Annotated in this window: 13 protein-coding genes; 4 read left to right on the plus strand and 9 right to left on the minus strand. The window is 70.5% G+C overall.

The window, feature by feature from the left end; translation table 11 throughout:
* Nucleotides 1–24 precede the first annotated feature (24 nt).
* Nucleotides 25–1,449: a cysteine--tRNA ligase gene (gene cysS / locus M9914_09350; GenBank protein MCO5174381.1), complete on the minus strand. Its 1,425-nt coding sequence runs from the start codon at nucleotides 1,447–1,449 to the stop codon at nucleotides 25–27.
* Nucleotides 1,450–1,738: 289 nt separating this feature from the next.
* On the opposite strand from cysS, the gene M9914_09355 reads away from it, so the two are divergent.
* Nucleotides 1,739–2,383: a YigZ family protein gene (locus M9914_09355; GenBank protein ID MCO5174382.1), complete on the plus strand. Its 645-nt coding sequence runs from the start codon at nucleotides 1,739–1,741 to the stop codon at nucleotides 2,381–2,383.
* 89 nt (nucleotides 2,384–2,472) lie between these two features.
* Nucleotides 2,473–3,093, plus strand: coding sequence for a hypothetical protein (locus tag M9914_09360; GenBank protein ID MCO5174383.1), 621 nt, complete (start codon nucleotides 2,473–2,475; stop codon nucleotides 3,091–3,093).
* Here M9914_09360 and M9914_09365 read toward each other — a convergent pair.
* The 5 genes from M9914_09365 to M9914_09385 form a co-directional block, all read right to left on the minus strand.
* Entirely contained in the window at nucleotides 3,071–4,510 is a 1,440-nt protein-coding gene (locus tag M9914_09365; protein ID MCO5174384.1) for a hypothetical protein, read from the minus strand. The two genes, M9914_09360 and M9914_09365, sit on opposite strands and share 23 nt — an antisense overlap.
* On the minus strand, nucleotides 4,507–5,154 hold the full coding sequence (locus M9914_09370; GenBank protein ID MCO5174385.1) for a hypothetical protein: 648 nt from the start codon (nucleotides 5,152–5,154) through the stop codon (nucleotides 4,507–4,509). Before M9914_09370 ends, M9914_09365 begins: the two co-directional genes overlap by 4 nt.
* Nucleotides 5,151–6,707 carry a hypothetical protein gene (locus M9914_09375; protein ID MCO5174386.1) on the minus strand — a complete coding sequence of 519 codons (1,557 nt, stop codon included), beginning with the start codon at nucleotides 6,705–6,707 and terminating at the stop codon, nucleotides 5,151–5,153. Before M9914_09375 ends, M9914_09370 begins: the two co-directional genes overlap by 4 nt.
* An 84-nt stretch (nucleotides 6,708–6,791) precedes the next feature.
* Entirely contained in the window at nucleotides 6,792–8,372 is a 1,581-nt protein-coding gene (locus tag M9914_09380) for a phosphodiester glycosidase family protein (GenBank protein MCO5174387.1), read from the minus strand.
* 85 nt (nucleotides 8,373–8,457) lie between these two features.
* Nucleotides 8,458–9,237, minus strand: a complete 780-nt coding sequence (locus M9914_09385; GenBank protein MCO5174388.1) for a hypothetical protein — start codon at nucleotides 9,235–9,237, stop codon at nucleotides 8,458–8,460.
* A gap of 276 nt (nucleotides 9,238–9,513) precedes the next feature.
* Here M9914_09385 and thrS point away from each other — a divergent pair, with 276 nt between their 5' ends.
* Nucleotides 9,514–11,511 carry a threonine--tRNA ligase gene (gene thrS / locus M9914_09390; protein MCO5174389.1) on the plus strand — a complete coding sequence of 666 codons (1,998 nt, stop codon included), beginning with the start codon at nucleotides 9,514–9,516 and terminating at the stop codon, nucleotides 11,509–11,511.
* Nucleotides 11,512–11,612: 101 nt separating this feature from the next.
* Here thrS and M9914_09395 read toward each other — a convergent pair whose 3' ends face one another.
* The gene (locus M9914_09395) at nucleotides 11,613–12,191 is read right to left on the minus strand and encodes a peptidylprolyl isomerase (protein ID MCO5174390.1); all 579 of its coding nucleotides are present in this window, start codon (nucleotides 12,189–12,191) and stop codon (nucleotides 11,613–11,615) included.
* 77 nt (nucleotides 12,192–12,268) lie between these two features.
* Entirely contained in the window at nucleotides 12,269–13,360 is a 1,092-nt protein-coding gene (locus tag M9914_09400) for a peptidylprolyl isomerase (GenBank protein MCO5174391.1), read from the minus strand.
* A 150-nt stretch (nucleotides 13,361–13,510) separates the two neighbouring features.
* On the opposite strand from M9914_09400, the gene M9914_09405 reads away from it, so the two are divergent.
* Nucleotides 13,511–14,602 (plus strand): PilT/PilU family type 4a pilus ATPase, encoded by a 1,092-nt coding sequence (locus M9914_09405; GenBank protein MCO5174392.1) that lies wholly within the window; start codon nucleotides 13,511–13,513, stop codon nucleotides 14,600–14,602.
* Between the two features lie 31 nt (nucleotides 14,603–14,633).
* Here the strand turns inward: M9914_09405 and dnaE are convergent, their stop codons facing one another.
* Nucleotides 14,634–18,428 carry a DNA polymerase III subunit alpha gene (gene dnaE, locus M9914_09410; GenBank protein MCO5174393.1) on the minus strand — a complete coding sequence of 1,265 codons (3,795 nt, stop codon included), beginning with the start codon at nucleotides 18,426–18,428 and terminating at the stop codon, nucleotides 14,634–14,636.
* Nucleotides 18,429–18,447 lie beyond the last annotated feature (19 nt).

An 18,447-nucleotide genomic window follows, 5' to 3' on the forward strand; every position in this document is an offset into this window, starting at 1 on the left:
GACGAGATCAGACCGGCCACGGACTCACTCCAGGCGCCACCTGCTCCCTTCTGCCGTGTCCTCGATGTTGACGCCCAGCTCGGCGAGCCGATCACGCAACGTATCGGCTCGCGCGAAATCGCGACGGTCACGCGAGCGCTGGCGCTCCTCCAACAGGAGCTCCATGGCGCCGTCCAGGACGCGGCCGGCGGCCGAGGCGTCCTGTTCCTCCAGGGGTACGCCGAGCACGCCGGCGAGCAGCTCCTCCAGCACGGCCGCCGCGCCCAGACGGTAGGCGCCGGCGGCGCCGTCCTCCAGCTCCTTGTTGGCGGCCTTCGCGAGGTCGAACAGCACGGCGATGGCCTGCGGGGTGTTGAGGTCGTCGTTCATGGCGGCGGCGAAACGGGAGCGGAACTCGCCGAAGGGTCGGTCGTCGCGTTCGGCCTCGGAAGCGCCCGCTAGCAACGCCTTGTAGGTCTCGCGCAGGCGCTTCAGCCCTTGAGCGGACGACCGGATCCCCTCCTCGCTGAAGTCCGACGTGCTCCGGTAGTGGGACCGGAGCAGATGGAAGCGGATGACGAGCGGGTCATACGCCTCGAACAGGCCCGCCAAGGTGACGAAGTGCCCCTTCGACTTCGCCATCTTCTCGCCCTGGAGCGTGATCATGTTCCAGTGCAACCAGACGCGGGCGAAAGGCTTGCCCGCTGCCCGCGCCTGGGCCAGCTCCGCCTCGTGGTGGGGGAACACGAGGTCGAGGCCGCCGCCATGGATGTCGAACTCGTCGCCCAGGTACTTGGTGCTCATCGCGGAGCACTCGATGTGCCACCCGGGGAAGCCGTCGCCCCACTGGCTGGGCCAGCGCATGATGTGGCCGCCCTCGGCGCGCTTCCAGAGGGCGAAGTCGCGAGGGTCGTCCTTCTCGGAACGCACGAGTGTGCGCGTGCCTTCGATCTGGTGAGCAGGGTCGCGACCGGAGAGGCTGCCGTACTCGTCCCAGGCGGAGACGTCGAAATAGACGCTCCCGTCCTTCTCGTAGGCGAACCCCCGCGCGACGAGCTCCCGGGTCAACTCCTGCTGCTCGATGATGTGGCCCGACGCGCGCGGCACGATGCTTGGGCGTCTGACGCGCATGGCGGCCATGGCCTCGAAGTAGGCCCAGAAGTACTTCTCCGCGACCTCCATCGGCTCCAGACGCTCGATCTGCGCTCGCCGCGCGAGCTTGTCCTCGCCGTCATCGGCGTCGTCGACGAGGTGACCGACGTCCGTCACGTTCGTCACGAGCCTGACTACGAACCCCTCGTGCTCCAGCCAGTTGCGCAGCACGTCGAAGACGACGGGGCCGCGGGCGTGACCGAGGTGCGGGTCGGAGTAGACGGTGGGACCGCACATATAGATGCCGACGTGACCCGGTACGACGGGTTCGAACGGCTGTTTCTCGCGCGTGAGAGTGTTGTAGAACTCGAGCGCCATAACGCTTACTCCTTCGAGCAACGCATCGAACGGCTCTCAGACGAGCCGGCGAAGGTGGACGGGGTGCTTGTGAAGATACGGTCCGCGTGCCGTTGGCACGGTTCGACGCTTCAGAACAGTGACGCGCGACATCGCGGCGTGTGAGCGGCGACCGCCGCCTCGCCCTTGCGCCAGGCGCGAGGCGCAGGCATGCGGCCGACCGAGGCCGTGAAGTACGCGTGCGCGCTCATGCCTCGGGAGTCTAGCACGTGCCGGACGGGGTCGGGACGGCCTCGGGGTACAGTCCGGCATGGCGCACGTCACGGTCGCGGGGGAGGCGAGCCTCGAGCAGAGCATCCAGGGCTCGCGCTTCATAGCGTTCGTGTTCGAGGCCGACTCCCCCGAGTCCGTCCTCGGCAGGCTGGCAAGCGTGCGGGGCGACCACCCGGACGCCACGCACCACTGTTGGGCGTTCCGCGTCGGGCCCATCCAGCGCTTCTCGGACGACGGCGAGCCCGGCGGCACCGCGGGCCGACCGATGCTGGAGGTCGTCCTCAAGCGGGGCCTCGATCACGTCGGAGGCGTCGTCGTCCGCTACTACGGCGGCAAGAAGCTCGGTGCGGGCGGCCTCGTGAGGGCGTACTCCGGCACGCTGGCGAAGGCATTCGACCTGGCCGGGGTGCGAGAGGTGGTCGACGTAGTCAGCGTGCGGGTGTGGGTGCCCTTCGCGGGCACCGACGTGGCGCTGCGGCTCCTCGACGAGCTCGGGAGGGCGGAGGCTTTCAACCCGCTGGTCAGGGGCGCGCCCGGCTTCGACGAGCGCGGGATGAACGTGGAGGTCAGCGTGCCGGCCTCCGCCCTGGCCGAGTTGGAGGCTCGCCTGCAGGAGGCCACGAACGGCGCGGCTAAGGTGGAGGGCGGTCGAGACACGGGTCGCTCACCCATGGGAGCATGATCGACGTCGGCCCTTCCCGGAAAACGTCCTTAGCCGGCCATGAAGCCCGCCTCACCGCGCCCGTGGCCCGAAGGTGGCACGATAGAGCCATGATGAGACAGCGCACCAAGACCTGGCCGATCGTCATACTGCTCGGCGCGCTCCTCGGAGCGTGCGCGCCGGCGCGCACGCAAGGCGGCGCGGCGCTCGTCGCCGTGCTCAACGCCCCGGCGCAGTCCGTGCTCGGGGGGGCGGCAGAGGGGGTCCAGGACGTGCTGGAACGGGAGACGGCGCCCGGCCTCAACTACGTCTCGTCGTTCACGATGCGCTTCCTCGAGACGCACAACGACCTGTTCCATAGTCGGGCCGCGCCGAGCGCTGCTCGGATCGCGCGTACGCAAGGGGCGGACCTGGCAGTGATGATCGGCGCGCCCGTGCTCGAGCGCAACGTCACGGCGTCGCGCGACGGTCGGAGCCGGAGAGTGGACGTGGCGGTGGCCCTGGAGGCACAGGTCGTCGACCCGCGCACCGACGCGGTGGTGCAAGTGCTACGCACCCGTACACTGCAAGGTTCCCGCGTCGAAGCCAACGACGGGGAGCTAGTGGCCATCGACCTGGACCCAACGGTGCAGGCCCTACGCGATCAGGCCGTCCCGGAGTTGGCCGCGGCCCTCAGCGCGGAGTTGCCGTACCTGACTAACAGTCTGCTCATCGGAAGTAGCGGCGGATGATCTCCTGATAGCCGGCAGGGAGGTCGCCTTCGCCGACCGCCTCCTCGGCCGCCTCGGCGTACGGGCCGAGGGGCGTGCCTACCGGGAGCTCCACTTCGGAAGTGCCGGGCAGTCTGACCCGACCGGCGGGGTTCGTCGGCCCGGTCTCGATGACGCCGGGCAGCAGTTCCACGCCGCCGGTCACGAACGCGGGTTCGGCCCCCTCGGCGTTGTCATCTAGCGGAACGCCCCCTACGCCGACGGCGCCGGCTTCGTCGGCCCCTTCGCCCTCTCCGGACGCCCCGCCTTCACCGCCGCCCCTGTCGTCATCGCGCGGCAGCTGCGCGCCCCCGCCACCCATGGCCTCTTCGCCCTCGCTGAGCCGGCGATCGCCTTCTGGCGCCTCACCGTCGGCGACCTGCGGCGCGGTCCCATCGGGCGGGCGCGCCGCACCGGCATCGCCCGTCACCCCGTTCTGCTCTTCGGGCCGCGCACCGGCGGCTTGGGTACCGCCCGGGGTGCCGTCATCCGAGGCGTCGTCGGAGCCGGTCCCGCCGCCACCGTCGCCAGCGCCAGGCGGAGCGGCTTCGGCGGCCGCAGTGTTGGGCTCGCTCGTCCGAGGCGGCTGGTTCCCTTCGGCGCTCTCGCCGCCGCCAACGGGGGAGGATGCGCCGGAGCCGGCCCCGGAGTTCGGGGTGGCCTCTCCTTGGCGCAAGGCCTCGAGGAAGCGCGACAGCGCTTCGTTGCCCGCCTCCGTGCCGGGAGGCAGCGCGTCGCGGTCGTCCGTGGCGCCGCCGCCCACCTGGTCCTGCGCCGCGGCACCCTCCGCCCGGCTCGCGGCCTCGAGTCGGCCCGCGAGCTCGCCGGCGCGTTCGAGCGCCTGGTCCTCACCGCCCTCCCGCTCCGCCGGCAGCCCCGCCTCGGTCGTACGCGCGGTCGTCGAAGGAGCCGCGCGACGCGGGAAGGCGTACGTGAGCCCCAGCGTGGCCACGGCGAGCACGGCGACGGGCAGCCACCACGCAGGCGCCGGCGGTCGGCGGTAGTCGCGCACCGAGCGCGCACCCGCCTCCACGACACGGTCAGCGAGCCCGAACTCGTCGGGCGCGCCGCCTTCCGCCTCGCGTTCGAGCACGATGAGGCCCGACTCGTAGGCAAGACCGGTCTGATCGGCGATGGTGTCGAGCGCCTTCCGCGCCAGCGGCGGCACCGGCAGCGCGGCGCCGACGGCGGCCGCGACGAGCGTGAACCCGAGGTGCGCGAGCATCGGGAGCTCGAAGAAGCGGCTGAGCACGGCCCCGAGCAGAGCACCGCCCAACGCCCCGACCGCAGCGCGCCAGACGCGCCGGTCGAGCGCCATGCGCCGGGCCGCGGCGACATGCAGCGTGTAAGCGCCGACCTCGGGTGCGTTCGCCTGCCGGCGCCGACTAGGCGAGATCACGGTTCGTCCCGCCCCGCCAAGGTGGGGCCACCCGGCGACCCCCGCCCGGGCCGCCACAAGATGAAAGCGCCGACCAGGGCGAACGGCAGCGACCAGGCCAGGTAGGCGGGCGAGACGACGCTCGGGGCGCTCCACGGGTTCAGGTGGCCTCCACCGGCGCTCACGTCCAGCCATACGACGAGGGCGAGCACCACCGGCACGGCGATGAACGTGAGCACACCCGCGTAGCGGCCCCGAAGCGCGCGGCCGACCAGCAGCCCGAGGCCGAAGTACGCCCCCAAGGTGAGGAAGGCCACGAGCGCGGGCCAGTAGCCGGGGACGGCGGGGTAGGTGGCCGCGCGCGCCGCCGCCTCGAAAGGCCACGTCAGGACCGCCACCGCGACGAGAGCCAAGAAGGTCACCCTGGCTTCGGCCAGCCTGCCGGGCGCGGCGCGACCCCAGATGCCGACGGCGTAAGCGAGCGCCAGCAGGGCCAGGAGGCTGTTGCGTAGCGCGACCACCGGACCCCAGGCCTCGTTGACGCGAGCGCCGCCGTCCGGCCAGTTGACGTTGAGGGCGACGACGAGCACCGCGAACGTCAGGGCCGTGACCTGTAGGAGGTCGGCGCGTTGCAACCTGCCCGCTACCGTACCGAGCGCCCTCACGGCGACCCCGGCTCCCTACCGCTCCCGCGGGGCGCGGTGGCCAACGCCTCGGCCGTACCCGCCTCGGGCGCCGCGCCGGTGCCGACGGTCGCGAGCCACACGACGCACCGCTGGTCGCCGACGCAGCCGCTGCTGGCCACCAAGGTCCCGTCGGGGAGCGCCGGTACGAGCGAGAGGTAGAGGTCGGGGTAGGCGCCGACCTCGCCCGGTATGAGGTCCGCGACCTGGCCGGGGGCGAGGTCGGGCTGCGCGCCGAGACCCGTGACGTACACCGACGTCAGTGGCACGCTCGAGTCGTTACGTATAGAGCGGCCGAGGACCGCCAAAGGGGCGCCGACGGCGCGCGGGGGCAAGCGCACCGTGACGGAGCGCCACGCAGGCGACGGAACGGTCACCGCCAGGGCGCTGCCGGAGTAGGCCTGTGGGCGCACCGGCGCCGCCCCGGCCGGGAAGTCGAGCACCGCGCGCGGCAGCGTCAGGCTCTCGAGCGCCTCGTGCATGATGGCGAGCGGACCACCGACCTGCGCCAGCGCCACGGCGCCGACGTAAGGCGGCGGGGGTGGGCGCAGGGCCCGCCAGGCGCCGAAACCGCTGAAGGCCGCCACGATGACGGAGGCCAGCAGGCCGGGGGCCCCACCGAGTCTGATGGCTACGAGCGCCAGTACCGCGTAGGCGACGGAGCCGATCAGGATGGCGCCGACCGGGGCCTGCCTGGGGGTGGCGACGAGGGGTTGCGCCAGCACCGCGGCCAGCAGTTGACCCGGCCTCCCGAGGTTGCCGGCGCCACCGATGGCCGCGACCGCGGCTTCGGTCACCGGCAGGTCCATGACGGCGACGCGGCCGGCGCCGAGCGTCGCCACGCCCGTCTGCGGCACGAGCGCGGCCAGCGGGCCGGCCAACGCGTCGCGTCCACCGGCCAGGACGACGGAAGCGCCCGCGACGGCGGCGGCCACGACGGCGTCCACCGGCGCGGAGCCCTCGACCGTGAGGCTCCTGACGCCATCGAAAGCAGCCGGGGAGACCGGCAGGTCCGAGAGGGAGACCTCCACCACCCGCGCCCCGCCCCCGACCGCGTTGGCGATGGCGGCGCGCGAAGCCGGCCCGCGGGATGCCAGGACCAGGTCGAGCGGACGCCCGTCGGTCTCACGGCCCGCGAGGCTACCGCTGGCCACGACCCGCTCCGCGGTGGTCACCCGCCAACTGAGGCTGCGGAAAGGGGGGACGAACAGCTCCGTCTCGAACGCGTTCACCCCGCCGCCGCCCGACAGCTCGAAGGTGAGCTCGACGGGCACCTCGCCGTCTCGCAGCGTGCCGACGTCGAGCAGTAGCGCGAGCGTGCTCCTCGGCAGGTCGCGGGTCTCGACGCGCAGCATGTTCCAGGCACCGATCACGACCTCGTCGGCGATCCCGAGCGTGAACCCGACCGCCGTGCCCGCCGCCGACCCTACGCCGCAGGCGACCAGGCAGGCGAGGAGCGCGAGCAGGCGTGCCACCGCGGCGGCACGCGAGCGCCCGGCCGACACGATCAGGTGCATGGGCCTCGTCGCAGGCATCCGGTCTCGAGCGTACACGGGCGCGGGGGCCGGGGGCGTCGCACGCTAGGCCCCCGCCCAGCCGGCGGCGGTGAGGGGACGAGGTCAGCGGCCGGCGAGCGCCGGGATGAACACGACGGCGCTCACGACCTTGCGCTCCGTCTTGCGGTTCACGACCTTGCCGTCGACGACGAGCGTGGTGCTGCTGCCGCTGTCGAAGCGCATCGCCCGGTCAGCGCCCAGCTCGAGGAAGAGCCGCACCAGGTCCTGCGCGCGCATGGTCTCGGCCACCACCAGGAGCGTCGTACCGTCGGGCATCACCCCGATCGCAGCCTGCTGCGTGAGCCCGTCCAGGATCCGCTGTCCGCTCGCGAAACCTTCCGAGCTGGGCTCGTAAGCGGCCACGCCGTCCCTGACGAGGAGCGGGCCTGCCTCGACCGCGTAGGCGGCGGCCTGGAACCCGGTCGGCCGCAGGCTCGTGTCGATGCTCACGCGGTCGCCGGTATCGAGCAGGGCGAGCTCCCTGTTGGTCGCCGGGTAGGCGAGGGCGAGGCCGTCCTCGGGCACCAGGCGCGGTCCGATCTTGTTTTCCTCGACCACTCCGCCCTTGATGACGAGGACGCCTTGGCTCGGGGTGCCGGCGAGCGCGCCCGCGGTGGTCGTGACGCTCACCCCGTCCCCGTTCGCGGTGCCGACGCGCAGCACGCCGCGCGACGTGGTGATGAGGACGTCCGCGTCGAGCCGGTCGATGAGCGGGCCGCCTTGGACGCCGAACGCGACCCCGGCGCGCCCGCGGCTCGGCAGGGAGAGTAGCCCGTGGTCGATCTTCAGGAGGCCGATGGCGGCGTAGTCGCTCGTATCGAAGTAGCCGGCGTTGAGGGCGACCAGGGCGCCAGAGGCTAGCTCGGTGACGCTCATGGCCACGCGGCTCTCGCCGACGACGCGGAACTCACCGCTGCCGGGCGCGACGCTCACGAGGTGCACGACGCTCGGGCCCGAGTCGGCGAAGACCCGGTAACGCCTGTACGTCACGCCGGGCGCCACCTCGCTCTCCACCTCGACGAGCTGACTGAGGTCGCGTTGCGGCGTCACGTCGATCACCAGGCGCGGCGGGTCCTCCAGCGGGAAGGCGGCGTAGTCGAAGGCGGGGCCGGTGAGGCGCAAGCGCACGCCCTCGTCGACCGGGACGAGCTCCAGCTCGAGGCCCGCCACGTCCTCCGGCGTGCCGGCCGGCAAGAGCAGCCGTGGCAACCGCAGCTCCAGGGACGCCCCGGCGTCGCGCGACCCGCCCGTTCGCAGCCCTGCGAGGGCCGCGGGGGAGACGCCGACGAAGTCCAGGACGATGCGCACCTCGGCGCCGCCGGAGTAGCGGATCCCGGCCAGGCGCGGCTCCGAGACGCCCAAGGCGTCCAGGACGCTCGCGTTGACGAGGACGTCGTCGCCGCGCAGCACGGGCGGGTCGGCGGTCAGGTTCGACAGCCAGCCGAGGCCGGCCACGTAGGTCTCACGGTAGGGTCCGTAGACGATCGACACGGCGTCGCCGTTGACGGTGGCGCTGGCGCCCGGGAGCGCGTAGTAGGCCGTCTGCTCGGAGGCCTGACCCCTGACGACGCCGCAGACCGCGAGGCCAACGAGGAGAGCGAGCGAGAGGAACGGCCTCACCAGGCCTTCGGGTACCGCCGACATCCCACAGAGTCTCGCAGGCCGACGCGAGAAGTTCATGAGCGGGGCGGAGGGCGCTCCGCGCGGGCTCGTGGAGGCCGTGCAGACCTTAAAGGCCGTGGAACAGGGTCAGGATCGGCTCGAGCCCGATGCCGCCACCCAGGATCTGGCTGAGAGCCAACTCGAAGCGGTGGGCCTCCACGTCGCGGCGGTTGAACGTGAGGGCTCCGAGGGCGATGGCGCGACTGCGCAATGGGGACACGCGGGGATCGGCGAGGTCGATGATCGTCAGGTGCGGCCCGACGAACTCCTCGGGCACCCGCGCATCCTCGTCGAGGCGCACCACGAGGTCCGCCCGCTCAAGGAGCGTGTTGCCGAGCGGGTCCTGGTAGGTGCGGGCGTAGAACGTGGCCCCGGCCGCCTGCGGTCGGGTGCGCTCGGCCACCACACGGTCCTGGGCCAACACGGCCAGCGAGGCGACCCCGAGGCGCGCGAGCTCGCGCACGACGGCGCGCGCTTCGGGGCCGGCCCCGAGCACGACGGCGTGCGCGCCGGCGGCGTGCCAGCGGCGCGCCGTGAGCATGGCGCTCAGCGCCCTCCCGAACGTGTGGTCGGCCATGATGCCGGCTTGCGTGACCGTCAGGGTGTCCGCCACGCCCAGGTCGTCCGCGTCCAAGGAGGCGCGGTTGGCGAGCACCTTCGCCTCGGCCTGCCTCGCGTCGTCGAGCACGAGGGCGCCGGCGAAGTCGAGCCGCGGGAGCGCCCGCACCAGCTCGCTCATCGAGCCGTCCGGCACCGGGTGAAGCATGAACCGGCCCGCCTCGTCGTGGAAGTCGCGGAGCGCGTGCTTGAGGGTGGCGTCATCCGAGACGAGGGCGACCAGGTGCATGAGGACGAGGATACCAGGAAGACCACGAAGAGCACGCGCTGGTCGTGCTAACATCCTCACCATGTTGCCCGCAGCATCAGCCGACGCACCGCGGTTCCGGCAAGGATCCGGGCAAGCGCGCATGAGGCGAACGCGTCGCTGAAGCGACGTCTACCCATGCCAACCATAGGCCGTTCCTCGGACGGCCGCTCGACCAGCCAAAGCTAGACCCGCCACAGCCAAGAGTTCGCACGCGGGAGCTGGACCGCTCCAGCCGCGTAGAGACCCAGGTGAACCATGTTCGTGTTCCTCCCAGACGGTAGACGCCTAGACGTGCCTGTCGGCGCCGACGCAGCGAGCGCCACAGGCGCGGACGTGGCGAGCGCCATCGGCCCCGGCCTCGCCAAGGCCGCGCTCGGCATCAAGGTCGACGGCAAGCTCTCCGACCTCCAGAGCGCGGTCCCCGAGGGCGCCAAGGTGGCCATCGTCACCAAGAAGGACCCGGAGGCCGTCCTCCTCGCTCGCCATACGCTCGCCCACGTCATGGCGCAGGCCGTCCGCGAGCTGTTCGTCGCCGAGGGCTTCCCAGCCGCCTCCGTGAAGATGGGGGTGGGCCCCGTCATCGAGAACGGCTTCTACTACGACTTCGACCTCCCGCGCTCGCTGACTCCGGACGACCTGGAGGCCATCGAGGAGCGCATGCGGGCGATAGTCAAGGCCGACCTGCCGCTCGCGAAGTACGAGCTGCCGCGCGCCGACGCACTGCGGCGCTTCGAGGAGCAGGGCGACCCGTACAAGGTCGAGCTGATCACCGACCTGCCGGCCGACGAGCCGATCAGCTTCTACGAGCAGGGCGGCCAGGCGGGCTTCACGGACCTGTGCCGCGGCCCGCACGTGCCCCGGACCAGCGTCATCGCGCCGCACTTCAAGCTGATGAGCGTGGCCGGCGCCTACTGGCGCGGCGACGAGTCGCGGCCCATGCTGCAACGCATCTACGGCGTGGCGTTCGCGACCAAGGAGGAGCTGGACCACCACCTCTGGCAGCTCGAGGAGGCGAAGAAGCGCGACCACCGCAAGCTGGGCGCCGAACTCGACATCTTCGTGATCGACGAGGACGTCGGTCCCGGCTTGCCGCTCTGGCTGCCGCGCGGCGCGATCATGGTCGAGGAGATCGAGCGCCTCGCCAAGGAGACCGAGGAGGCGGCCGGCTACCAGCGCGTGCGCAGCCCGCACCTCACCAAGGAGCAGCTCTTCCTGAAGTCGGGCCACCTGCCTTACTACGCCGAGTCCATGTACCCGCCGATGGTCTTCGAGGACGGTGACAAGTACTACGTCAAGCCGATGAACTGCCCGTTCCACCACAAGATCTACGCCGCCAGGCCGCATAGCTACCGCGACCTGCCGCTGCGGCTCGCCGAGTACGGGACCTGCTACCGCTACGAGGACTCCGGCGCCCTCATGGGCCTGATGCGCGTGCGCTCCATGCAGATGAACGACGCGCACATCTACTGCACGGAAGGGCAGTTCGAGGAGGAGTTCCTCAAGGTCATCGACCTCTACACCCACTACTTCGAGCTCTTCGGGATCGACGACTACCAGATGCGCCTCTCCAAGCATGCGCCGGAAGGCCTTGGCAAGAAGTACGTGAACGAGCCCGAGCTATGGGTCAAGACCGAGGCGATGGTGCGCGACGCGCTCGTCAAGGCCGGCGTGCCGTTCGTGGAGGAGGAGGACGAGGCCGCGTTCTACGGGCCGAAGATCGACGTGCAGATCAAGAGCGTCATCGGTCGGGAGTTCACACTGGCGACCAACCAGGTCGACTTCGCGCAACCGGCGCGCTTCGAGCTCACCTACATCGACGAGAACAACGAGCGCAAGACCCCCCTGTGCCTGCATAGGGCGCCGCTCTCGACCCACGAGCGCCTCATCGGCTTCCTGATCGAGCATTTCGCCGGGCACTTCCCGGTATGGCTCGCGCCTGAGCAGGTGCGCATCGTCCCCATCGCCGACCGCCACGTCGAGTACGCGCGTGGGCTCCAGGAGCGGCTGACCACTGCCGGGCTACGCGGCCGGGTCGACGACAGCAACGAGCGCATGAACGCCAAGATCCGCGACGCGGAGCTCTACAAGGTGCCTTACATCGTGGTGGTGGGCGACAAGGAAGCGGCGGCGGACGAGGTGTCGTTCCGGAGCAAGCAGGAGCCGGACCGGCAGGCGGTGAGCGCGGAGGCTTTCATCGCGCACCTGAAGGACGCCCACGCGCGGCGGCTCCTGAAGGTGAGCCCGCTCGGCTGAGCCGGAAGCGGCGACGGGTCGCCAAGGCCGCCGGACGGTAACGGCTTCGGGCCGCGGTGAGTGACCGCGGCCCGAAATGCACTCGGTGGAGCAGGAACGTCTCAGCGCGCGTAGATCTCGACCTTCTCCATGACGTCCGGCTGCGCGCCGCCGCGCCTGCCCGGGTCGATGCGCTGGATGCGGTCGAGCACGTCGGCCCCGCTGACGACCTTGCCGAAGACGCTGTGCTTGCCGTCGAGCCAAGGGGTGTCGACGAACGTGATGAAGAACTGCGACCCGTTCGTGCCCTCGCCCCTAGGGCCTGGGCCGGCGTTGGCCATGCTCAGGACGCCCACGCCGCGGTGCCGGAGGTCGGGGTGGAACTCGTCGGCGAAGGTGTAGCCGGGGCCGCCCGTGCCGGTGCCGGTCGGGTCGCCGGTCTGGGCCATGAAGTCCTCGAGCACGCGGTGGAACACCACGCCGTCGTAGTAGTGGTTCAGGGCCAGGAAGACGAAGTTGTTGACCGTGCGCGGCGCCTTGTCGGCGTAGAGCTCGAGGACGACGTCGCCCTTGTTCGTCTTGACGGCGGCGCGGTACTCCTTGCCAGCCTGGTCGAGGACCTGCTGGGCCGCCGGGAATCGCGTCTGGCGCTCGGTGGAGAGGGGGGCGACGGGTTGGAAACCTGCGAGTGGGTCTGACATCGTTCTTCCCTTCGGTGTCTTCTCGGTGTGTTCAGCGTTGCTCACGAACAGCCGGGCTCGTTAGCGGGGGGGGCGCGTCAGCGCTGGCGCGCGGCTATCACGACGGTGAGTAGTTCGTCAGGTGCCGGCCAGAAGCCGAACGCCTGGTTGCCGCCTGCCGTTCCGACGACGGCGGTCTGGCCCGCGACCGCGAACGTCTGGCCCGCGAGCGGCAGGGCGCCCAGGAGCGCTTCGATCGCGTCCGAGACCTTCTCGTCGTCCGCTCCGGGGATGTCGACGCCTTGTTCTCTCAACTGCGCGAGCGTGTCGTCGAAGAACGCGATGGCGGACGGCGTGTTCGGATCGATCCTGGTGATCTCGTCGAGCACGGGGTCGCCGGCTACGACGCGGCCGAAGATGGTGTGGTTGCCGTCGAGCCACGGCGTGGGCTCGAACGTCAGGAAGAACTGGGAGCCGTTCGTGCCGTTGCCTTGGGCGTCCTTGCCGGCGTTGGCCATCGCGAGCACGCCGCGGGCGTCGAAGGAGAGCTCCGGCGCGATCTCGTCGTCGAAAGCGTAGCCAGGCCCACCCCTGCCGGTGCCGGTCGGGTCGCCGGTCTGGGCCATGAACCCCTCGAGCACGCGGTGGAACGGCACGCCGTCGTAGTAGTGGTTGAGCGCCAGGAAGGCGAAGTTGTTGACGGTCTGCGGGGCGGCGTCCTCGAAGAGGTCGACGGTGATGTCGCCTCGGTTCGTGCGCAGCACGGCCGCGTACTCCAGGCCGGCGTCCAGCACCTGGCGGGGGGCGTCGAAGGCCTGGACAGGAGCCTCGCTCAGGTAGTCGACCTGCGTGTAGCCGTCCGGCAGCGCGACGGGGGCGAGCGGACCGGCCGCCGTGGCGTCCCCGTCCACACCCTGGTCCTCACCGGCTTCGGCCTCAGGTTCGGCGCCGTCCGGCACGGACGCCTGCCCTTCTTCCCCGACCTCCGGCGAGTCGGGGGAGGCCTCGGCGACGGCGGGGGCCTCCTCGACGGGCGCCTCCGGCGTGGCGGGCGTGGGCGAAGCGCTCACGGATGCGCCGGCGGCGTCGCTCGGTACCGAGCCGTTCGGGGTCGAGCGCTCTCTCGCCAGCCAGAAGCCGCTACCGACGATGATGACCGCCAGGACTACCAGCGCGGCTACGCGCGTCATGGCCGCCTCGGTTGGAGGCGGCGCGTTGGGATGATGGGAGCTCCGTTCATGACCAGGCAGTGTAACGGTTGGCCGGATGAGAGCGGGTACCGTCGGTGGCGACGACCGCGCAAGAACCCCGTTAGAGCACGTGAGTATCGTATGAGACATATGCACTTCAACGACCTGCTGCGACAAGTACTGGAACGCGGAGCCTCCGACCTGCACCTGCACGTCGGCCTGCCCGCCATGGCGCGCCTCGACGGTAAGCTCGTACCCATCACCGAGGCGCAACTGAGCCCCAAGGTCACGGCGGCGCTCGTCGACGCGCTGTGCAACGAGGCGCAACGGGCCACGTTCGAGGCGAAGCACCAGGTCGACCTGGCCTACTCGGTCACCGGTCTCGGGCGGTTCCGCGTCAACCTCTTCAGGCAGCGCGGCAGCGTCAGCGCCGTACTGCGGGTCATCAGCTCGGACGAGAAGGGCCTGGCGGTGGTCAACCTGCCGCGCGAGACCATCGAGCACTTCAGGGACCAGGAGAAGGGCCTCGTGCTCGTCACGGGCCCGACGGGCTCAGGCAAGTCGACGACGCTGGCGAGGATCATCAACGAGATCAACGCCACGCACCCGAAGATGATCGTGACGGTCGAGGACCCCATCGAGTACCTCCACCGCTCGAAGCGCTCCGTCGTCGTGCAGCGCGAACTCGGCATGGACGCCCCGTCCTTCTCCGAGGCGCTCGTCGCGGCCATGCGCCAGGACCCAGACGTCATCCTCATCGGCGAGATCAGGGACCACGCGACCGCGGCGGCGGCCATCAGCGCCGCTCAGACGGGCCACCTCGTCTTCAGCACGTTGCACACCCAGGACTCCGTCCGCACGATCAACCGCATGATCGAGCTGTTCCCGCCGCACGAGCGCGACACGGCGAGGATCCTGTTCGCCGAGTCGCTCGTCGGCATCGTCTCGCAGCGGCTCCTGGCGCGCAAGGGCGGCGGGCGCGTCGCGGCGACGGAGATCCTCAAGGGCACGCTGCGAGTCAAGGACCTGGTGCGCGATCCCGATCGGACCCCGGAGCTCTACGACGTGCTCGCCGAGGCGCGGTTGGACGGCATGCGCTCGTTCGACGATCACCTGGCCGAGCTCTACGGCGAGGGCGTGATCGACTTCGAGACGGGCCACGCCGCCGCGACGAGCGCGCAGGCCTTCAAGATGAAGGCCACGCAGATCGACGTCGGGCGCCAGGTGGCCGCGGCGGTCTAGTCCTCGGTCGCACGAGGACGGGGCCCCTCCCTCAGAAGGGCACCTCGGCCTGCTCCTCGGAGCGGTTCGCCTGCCACGGCTTGACAGAGCGCTCGGCCAGGAGCACCTGCCGGTCCAGCGTCAGCTTGGCTTGCAGCCACGGGCACGACCGCCTGATCTCGTCCAAGGCCTCCCCGGCGACCGCCGCGCCGTCGAGGCCGTAAAGCACGCGGTCGTCGTCGACCTCCAGCTCGAGCCGCACCGGTACGCGCCCCGCGTACTCGTCGAGGAGCGACCGGAGCTCGAGGAGCTGGTCCCACGGCACCTGCGCGACGGGGAACTGGAGCAACACCATCTCCGGCGCGCCGCCCTGGGAGGCCTCCCGCGTGTCCCAGCGGATGAGGCGCTCCACGACGGCGCGCACGTCCTCGCCCTCTTCGCTCAGCTCCACGACCGCCACGACGGGCGCATCCTCGGCCAGCAGCGGCGCCACGGCGTCGAACGTGCGACCGAACGCCAGCACCTCGCGGCTGCCCGACTCGTCGGCGACCTCGAAGCGCGCCATCATGCCGCCCTTACGGGTCGGGCGCTTGACCACGTTCTGCAGTAGTCCGGCGAGCACCACCTTGACGCGGCCGCCGAAGACGCCGTCCTTCTTCAACGTCCTGAAGTGCCGCTCCACGCCGTCCACCGGCACCGAGGCGGCCTCGGCCAGCCCCGGGTACGAACCCATCGGGTGGGCGCTCAGGTACAGGCCGAGGGCCTCCTTCTCGAAGCGCAGGAGGGTAAGGTCGTCGATGGCCGGCGCTTCCGCCAGGACGGGCGCGGCGATGTCGTCGGCGCCGAACAGGCCGAACTGGCCCGACGCCGCCTGCTCGCGCTCGGCCACGCCCCACTTCAGGGCCAGGTCGAGGTTGGCGAGCAGGAGGTGCCGAACGGCGGCGTCGCCACCGGCACCGGTCGACGGCACGAGGCCGTCCATGGCGCCGGACTTGATCAGGTACTCGATCGCCCTCCGGTTGACCACGGTCGTGTCGATACGTTTGCAGAAGTCGAACAGGTCCTTGAACCGTCCACCGCGCTCGCGTTCGGCCAGGATATGGTCCACGGCCCCCTCGCCGACGTTCTTGATGCCGTACAGGCCGAAACGCACGAGCTGACCGACAGGCGTGAAGTCGGCGCGCGACGTGTTGACGTCCGGCGCGGAGACCTCGACGCCCATGTGCCGCGCGTCGGCCACGTACTGCGCCACCTTGTCCGAGTCGCCGCGCTCGACGGTGAGCAGGGCGGCCGCGAACTCCACAGGGTAGTGGGCCTTCAGATAGGCCGTTTGGTACGAGAGGATGGCGTAGGCAGCCGCGTGGGACTTGTTGAAGCCGTAGTTGGCGAAGCGCTCGAGGAGGTCGAAGAGCCGCCCCGACTCGGCCTCACCCACGGCGTTGGCCGCGGCGCCCGCCTGGAAGCTGGCCCGCTGCTTGAGCATCTCCTCGAGCTTCTTCTTGCCCATCGCCCGCCGCAGCAGGTCGGCCTGACCGAGCGTGTAGCCCGCCACCGCCTGGGCGATCTGCATGATCTGCTCCTGGTAGACGGGGATGCCGTAAGTCTCGGCCAGGATGGGGGCCAGGAGTCTCTCGGAGGCGGGGAAGTCGGTGTAGTCGATGGGCTCCTGCCCATGGTGACGCCGGATGTAGGCGGGGATGTTGTCCATCGGGCCAGGGCGGAAGAGCGCGCCTACGGCGATGAGGTCCTGGATGCGCCGCGGCTTGAGGCGCTTCAGGGTGTCGATCATGCCGGAGCCCTCGAACTGGAACACGCCCGCGGAGTCGCCCTTGGACAAGAGCTCGAAGACGGCCGGGTCGTCGGGTGGGAAGGTCGCCGGGTCGAGGTCGATGCCGCGCGACTCCTTGACGATGCGCACGGCGGCTTCGATGAACGACAGGGTCCTCAGTCCCAGGAAGTCCATCTTCACGAACCCGAGCTCCTCGATCGAGCCCATGTCGTACTGGCAGACGATGGGTCCGTCGCCGGTGCGGAAGACGGGGGCCAACTCCTGCACGTCGTGGCGCGCGATGATCACGCCGGCCGCATGCACCGAGGCGTGGCGGGTCAGACCCTCGAGCTGCCTTGCGACATCCACGAACGCGTTGGCGCCGGACTCGTAGGCCTCCTTCAGCTCCGGCACCTCCTTCAACGCCTCGTCGATGGGGATGCTGCGACCGTACTTCGTGGGAACGAGCTTGGCGACCTTGTCGGCCTCCGCGAACGAGACTTCCATCACGCGCGCCGCGTCCTTGATGGCCGCCCGCGGGGCGAGGGTGCCAAACGTGGCGATGAGGGCGACCTTGTCGTGGCCGTACTTCTCCCGCACGTAGTCGATCACCTCGCCGCGCCGCACATCCGAGAAATCGATGTCGAAGTCCGGCATGCTGACGCGGTCGGGGTTGAGGAAGCGCTCGAAGAGGAGCTCGAACTCGAGCGGGTCGAGGTTCGTGATGCCGAGGGCGTACGCCACGATGGAGCCGGCGCCCGAGCCGCGCCCTGGACCAACCGCGATGTCGTGGTCCTTCGCCCAGTTGATGAAGTCCGCGACTATCAGGAAGTAGTCGGGGAACCCCATGGCCACGATGACGCCGAGCTCGTACTCGACCCGCTCCAAGACGGTTCGGGCGGTCTCGTCGAGACCACCGGCAGCCACGAACCGCTCGAGGTGCGCGTAGCGGTAACTGGGGAAGTTCTCCCCCTCGACCTGCGGCTGGACGCTGGCCTCGCCGGCGCGCGCGATGCCGAGCAGGACGGCACCGAGGTCCGCGCTCGCCACGTCCCGCACGCCCGCCGCAGCGGCGTAAGACCGCCAGAAGGCCTCGTCGACGCCTGCGTAGCGCCGCATGAGGCCGCGGTAGGAGTCGACTCGGAGCTGCTCGGCCAGAGTCACGCCCTCCGGCAGCGGCAGCTCCGGCATCTGGTAGACGCGCTTCGAGCCGACCGGGAGCTGGACGTCGCAGAGGTCGGCCACGACGTTCGTGTTGCCGATGGCCCCCGGGTACTCGCTCTCCGGCAGCACGGCGGCCATCTCGTCGGGGCTCTTGACGTAGAACTCGTCGCATGGGAAGCGCATCCGGTTCTCCTCGCTCACCAAGGCCTTCGTGCCGATGGCGAGGAGGACGTCGTGAGCGTGCGCGTCCGTCTTGCGTACGTAGTGCCCGTCGTTGGTGGCGACCATGCCGACACCGTGCTTGTCGGCGAACGCCTTCAGGATCGGGTTCAGTCGCCGCTGCTCGTCGAGCCCGTGGTCCTGGAGCTCGACGAAGAAGTTCTCCTTGAAGATGCTCAGGTGCTCGAGCAGGACGCGCTCGCCCGCGTCGGGGCCGACGTCGAGGATCGTGCGGGGGATCTGCGCGCCCAGGCAGCCGGAGAGCGCGATCACGCCCTCCGAGTGCTCGCGCAGCAGCTCGAGGTCGATGCGGGGCTTCATGTAGAAACCCTCCAGGAACGCGCGACTGCTCAGGCGGCAGAGGTTCTGGTACCCCTTGAAGTCCTTGGCGAGGAGCGTGAGGTGGAAGTAGCCGCCGTCCAGTTTGCTCGATCCGCGCCGCTTCTCGAACCGCGAGCCTGGCGCGACGTAGGCCTCGAAGCCGATGATGGGCTTGACCCCGGCCCCCACGGCCGTCTTGTAGAACTGCACGGCGCCGTGCATGTTGCCGTGGTCCGTCATGGCGACGGCCGGGCGGTCGGGGGAGACCTCCTTGACCCACGAGATGAGGTCCTTGATGCGCGCGGCGCCGTCCAGGAGAGAGTAATCCGTGTGTTGGTGCAGGTGGGAGAAGCGCTGCGGTCCCTGGAGCGACATGGGGTTCAGGATAACCCCG

It is taken from the genome of Trueperaceae bacterium (assembly GCA_023954415.1).
Classification (GTDB): Bacteria; Deinococcota; Deinococci; order Deinococcales; family Trueperaceae; genus JAAYYF01.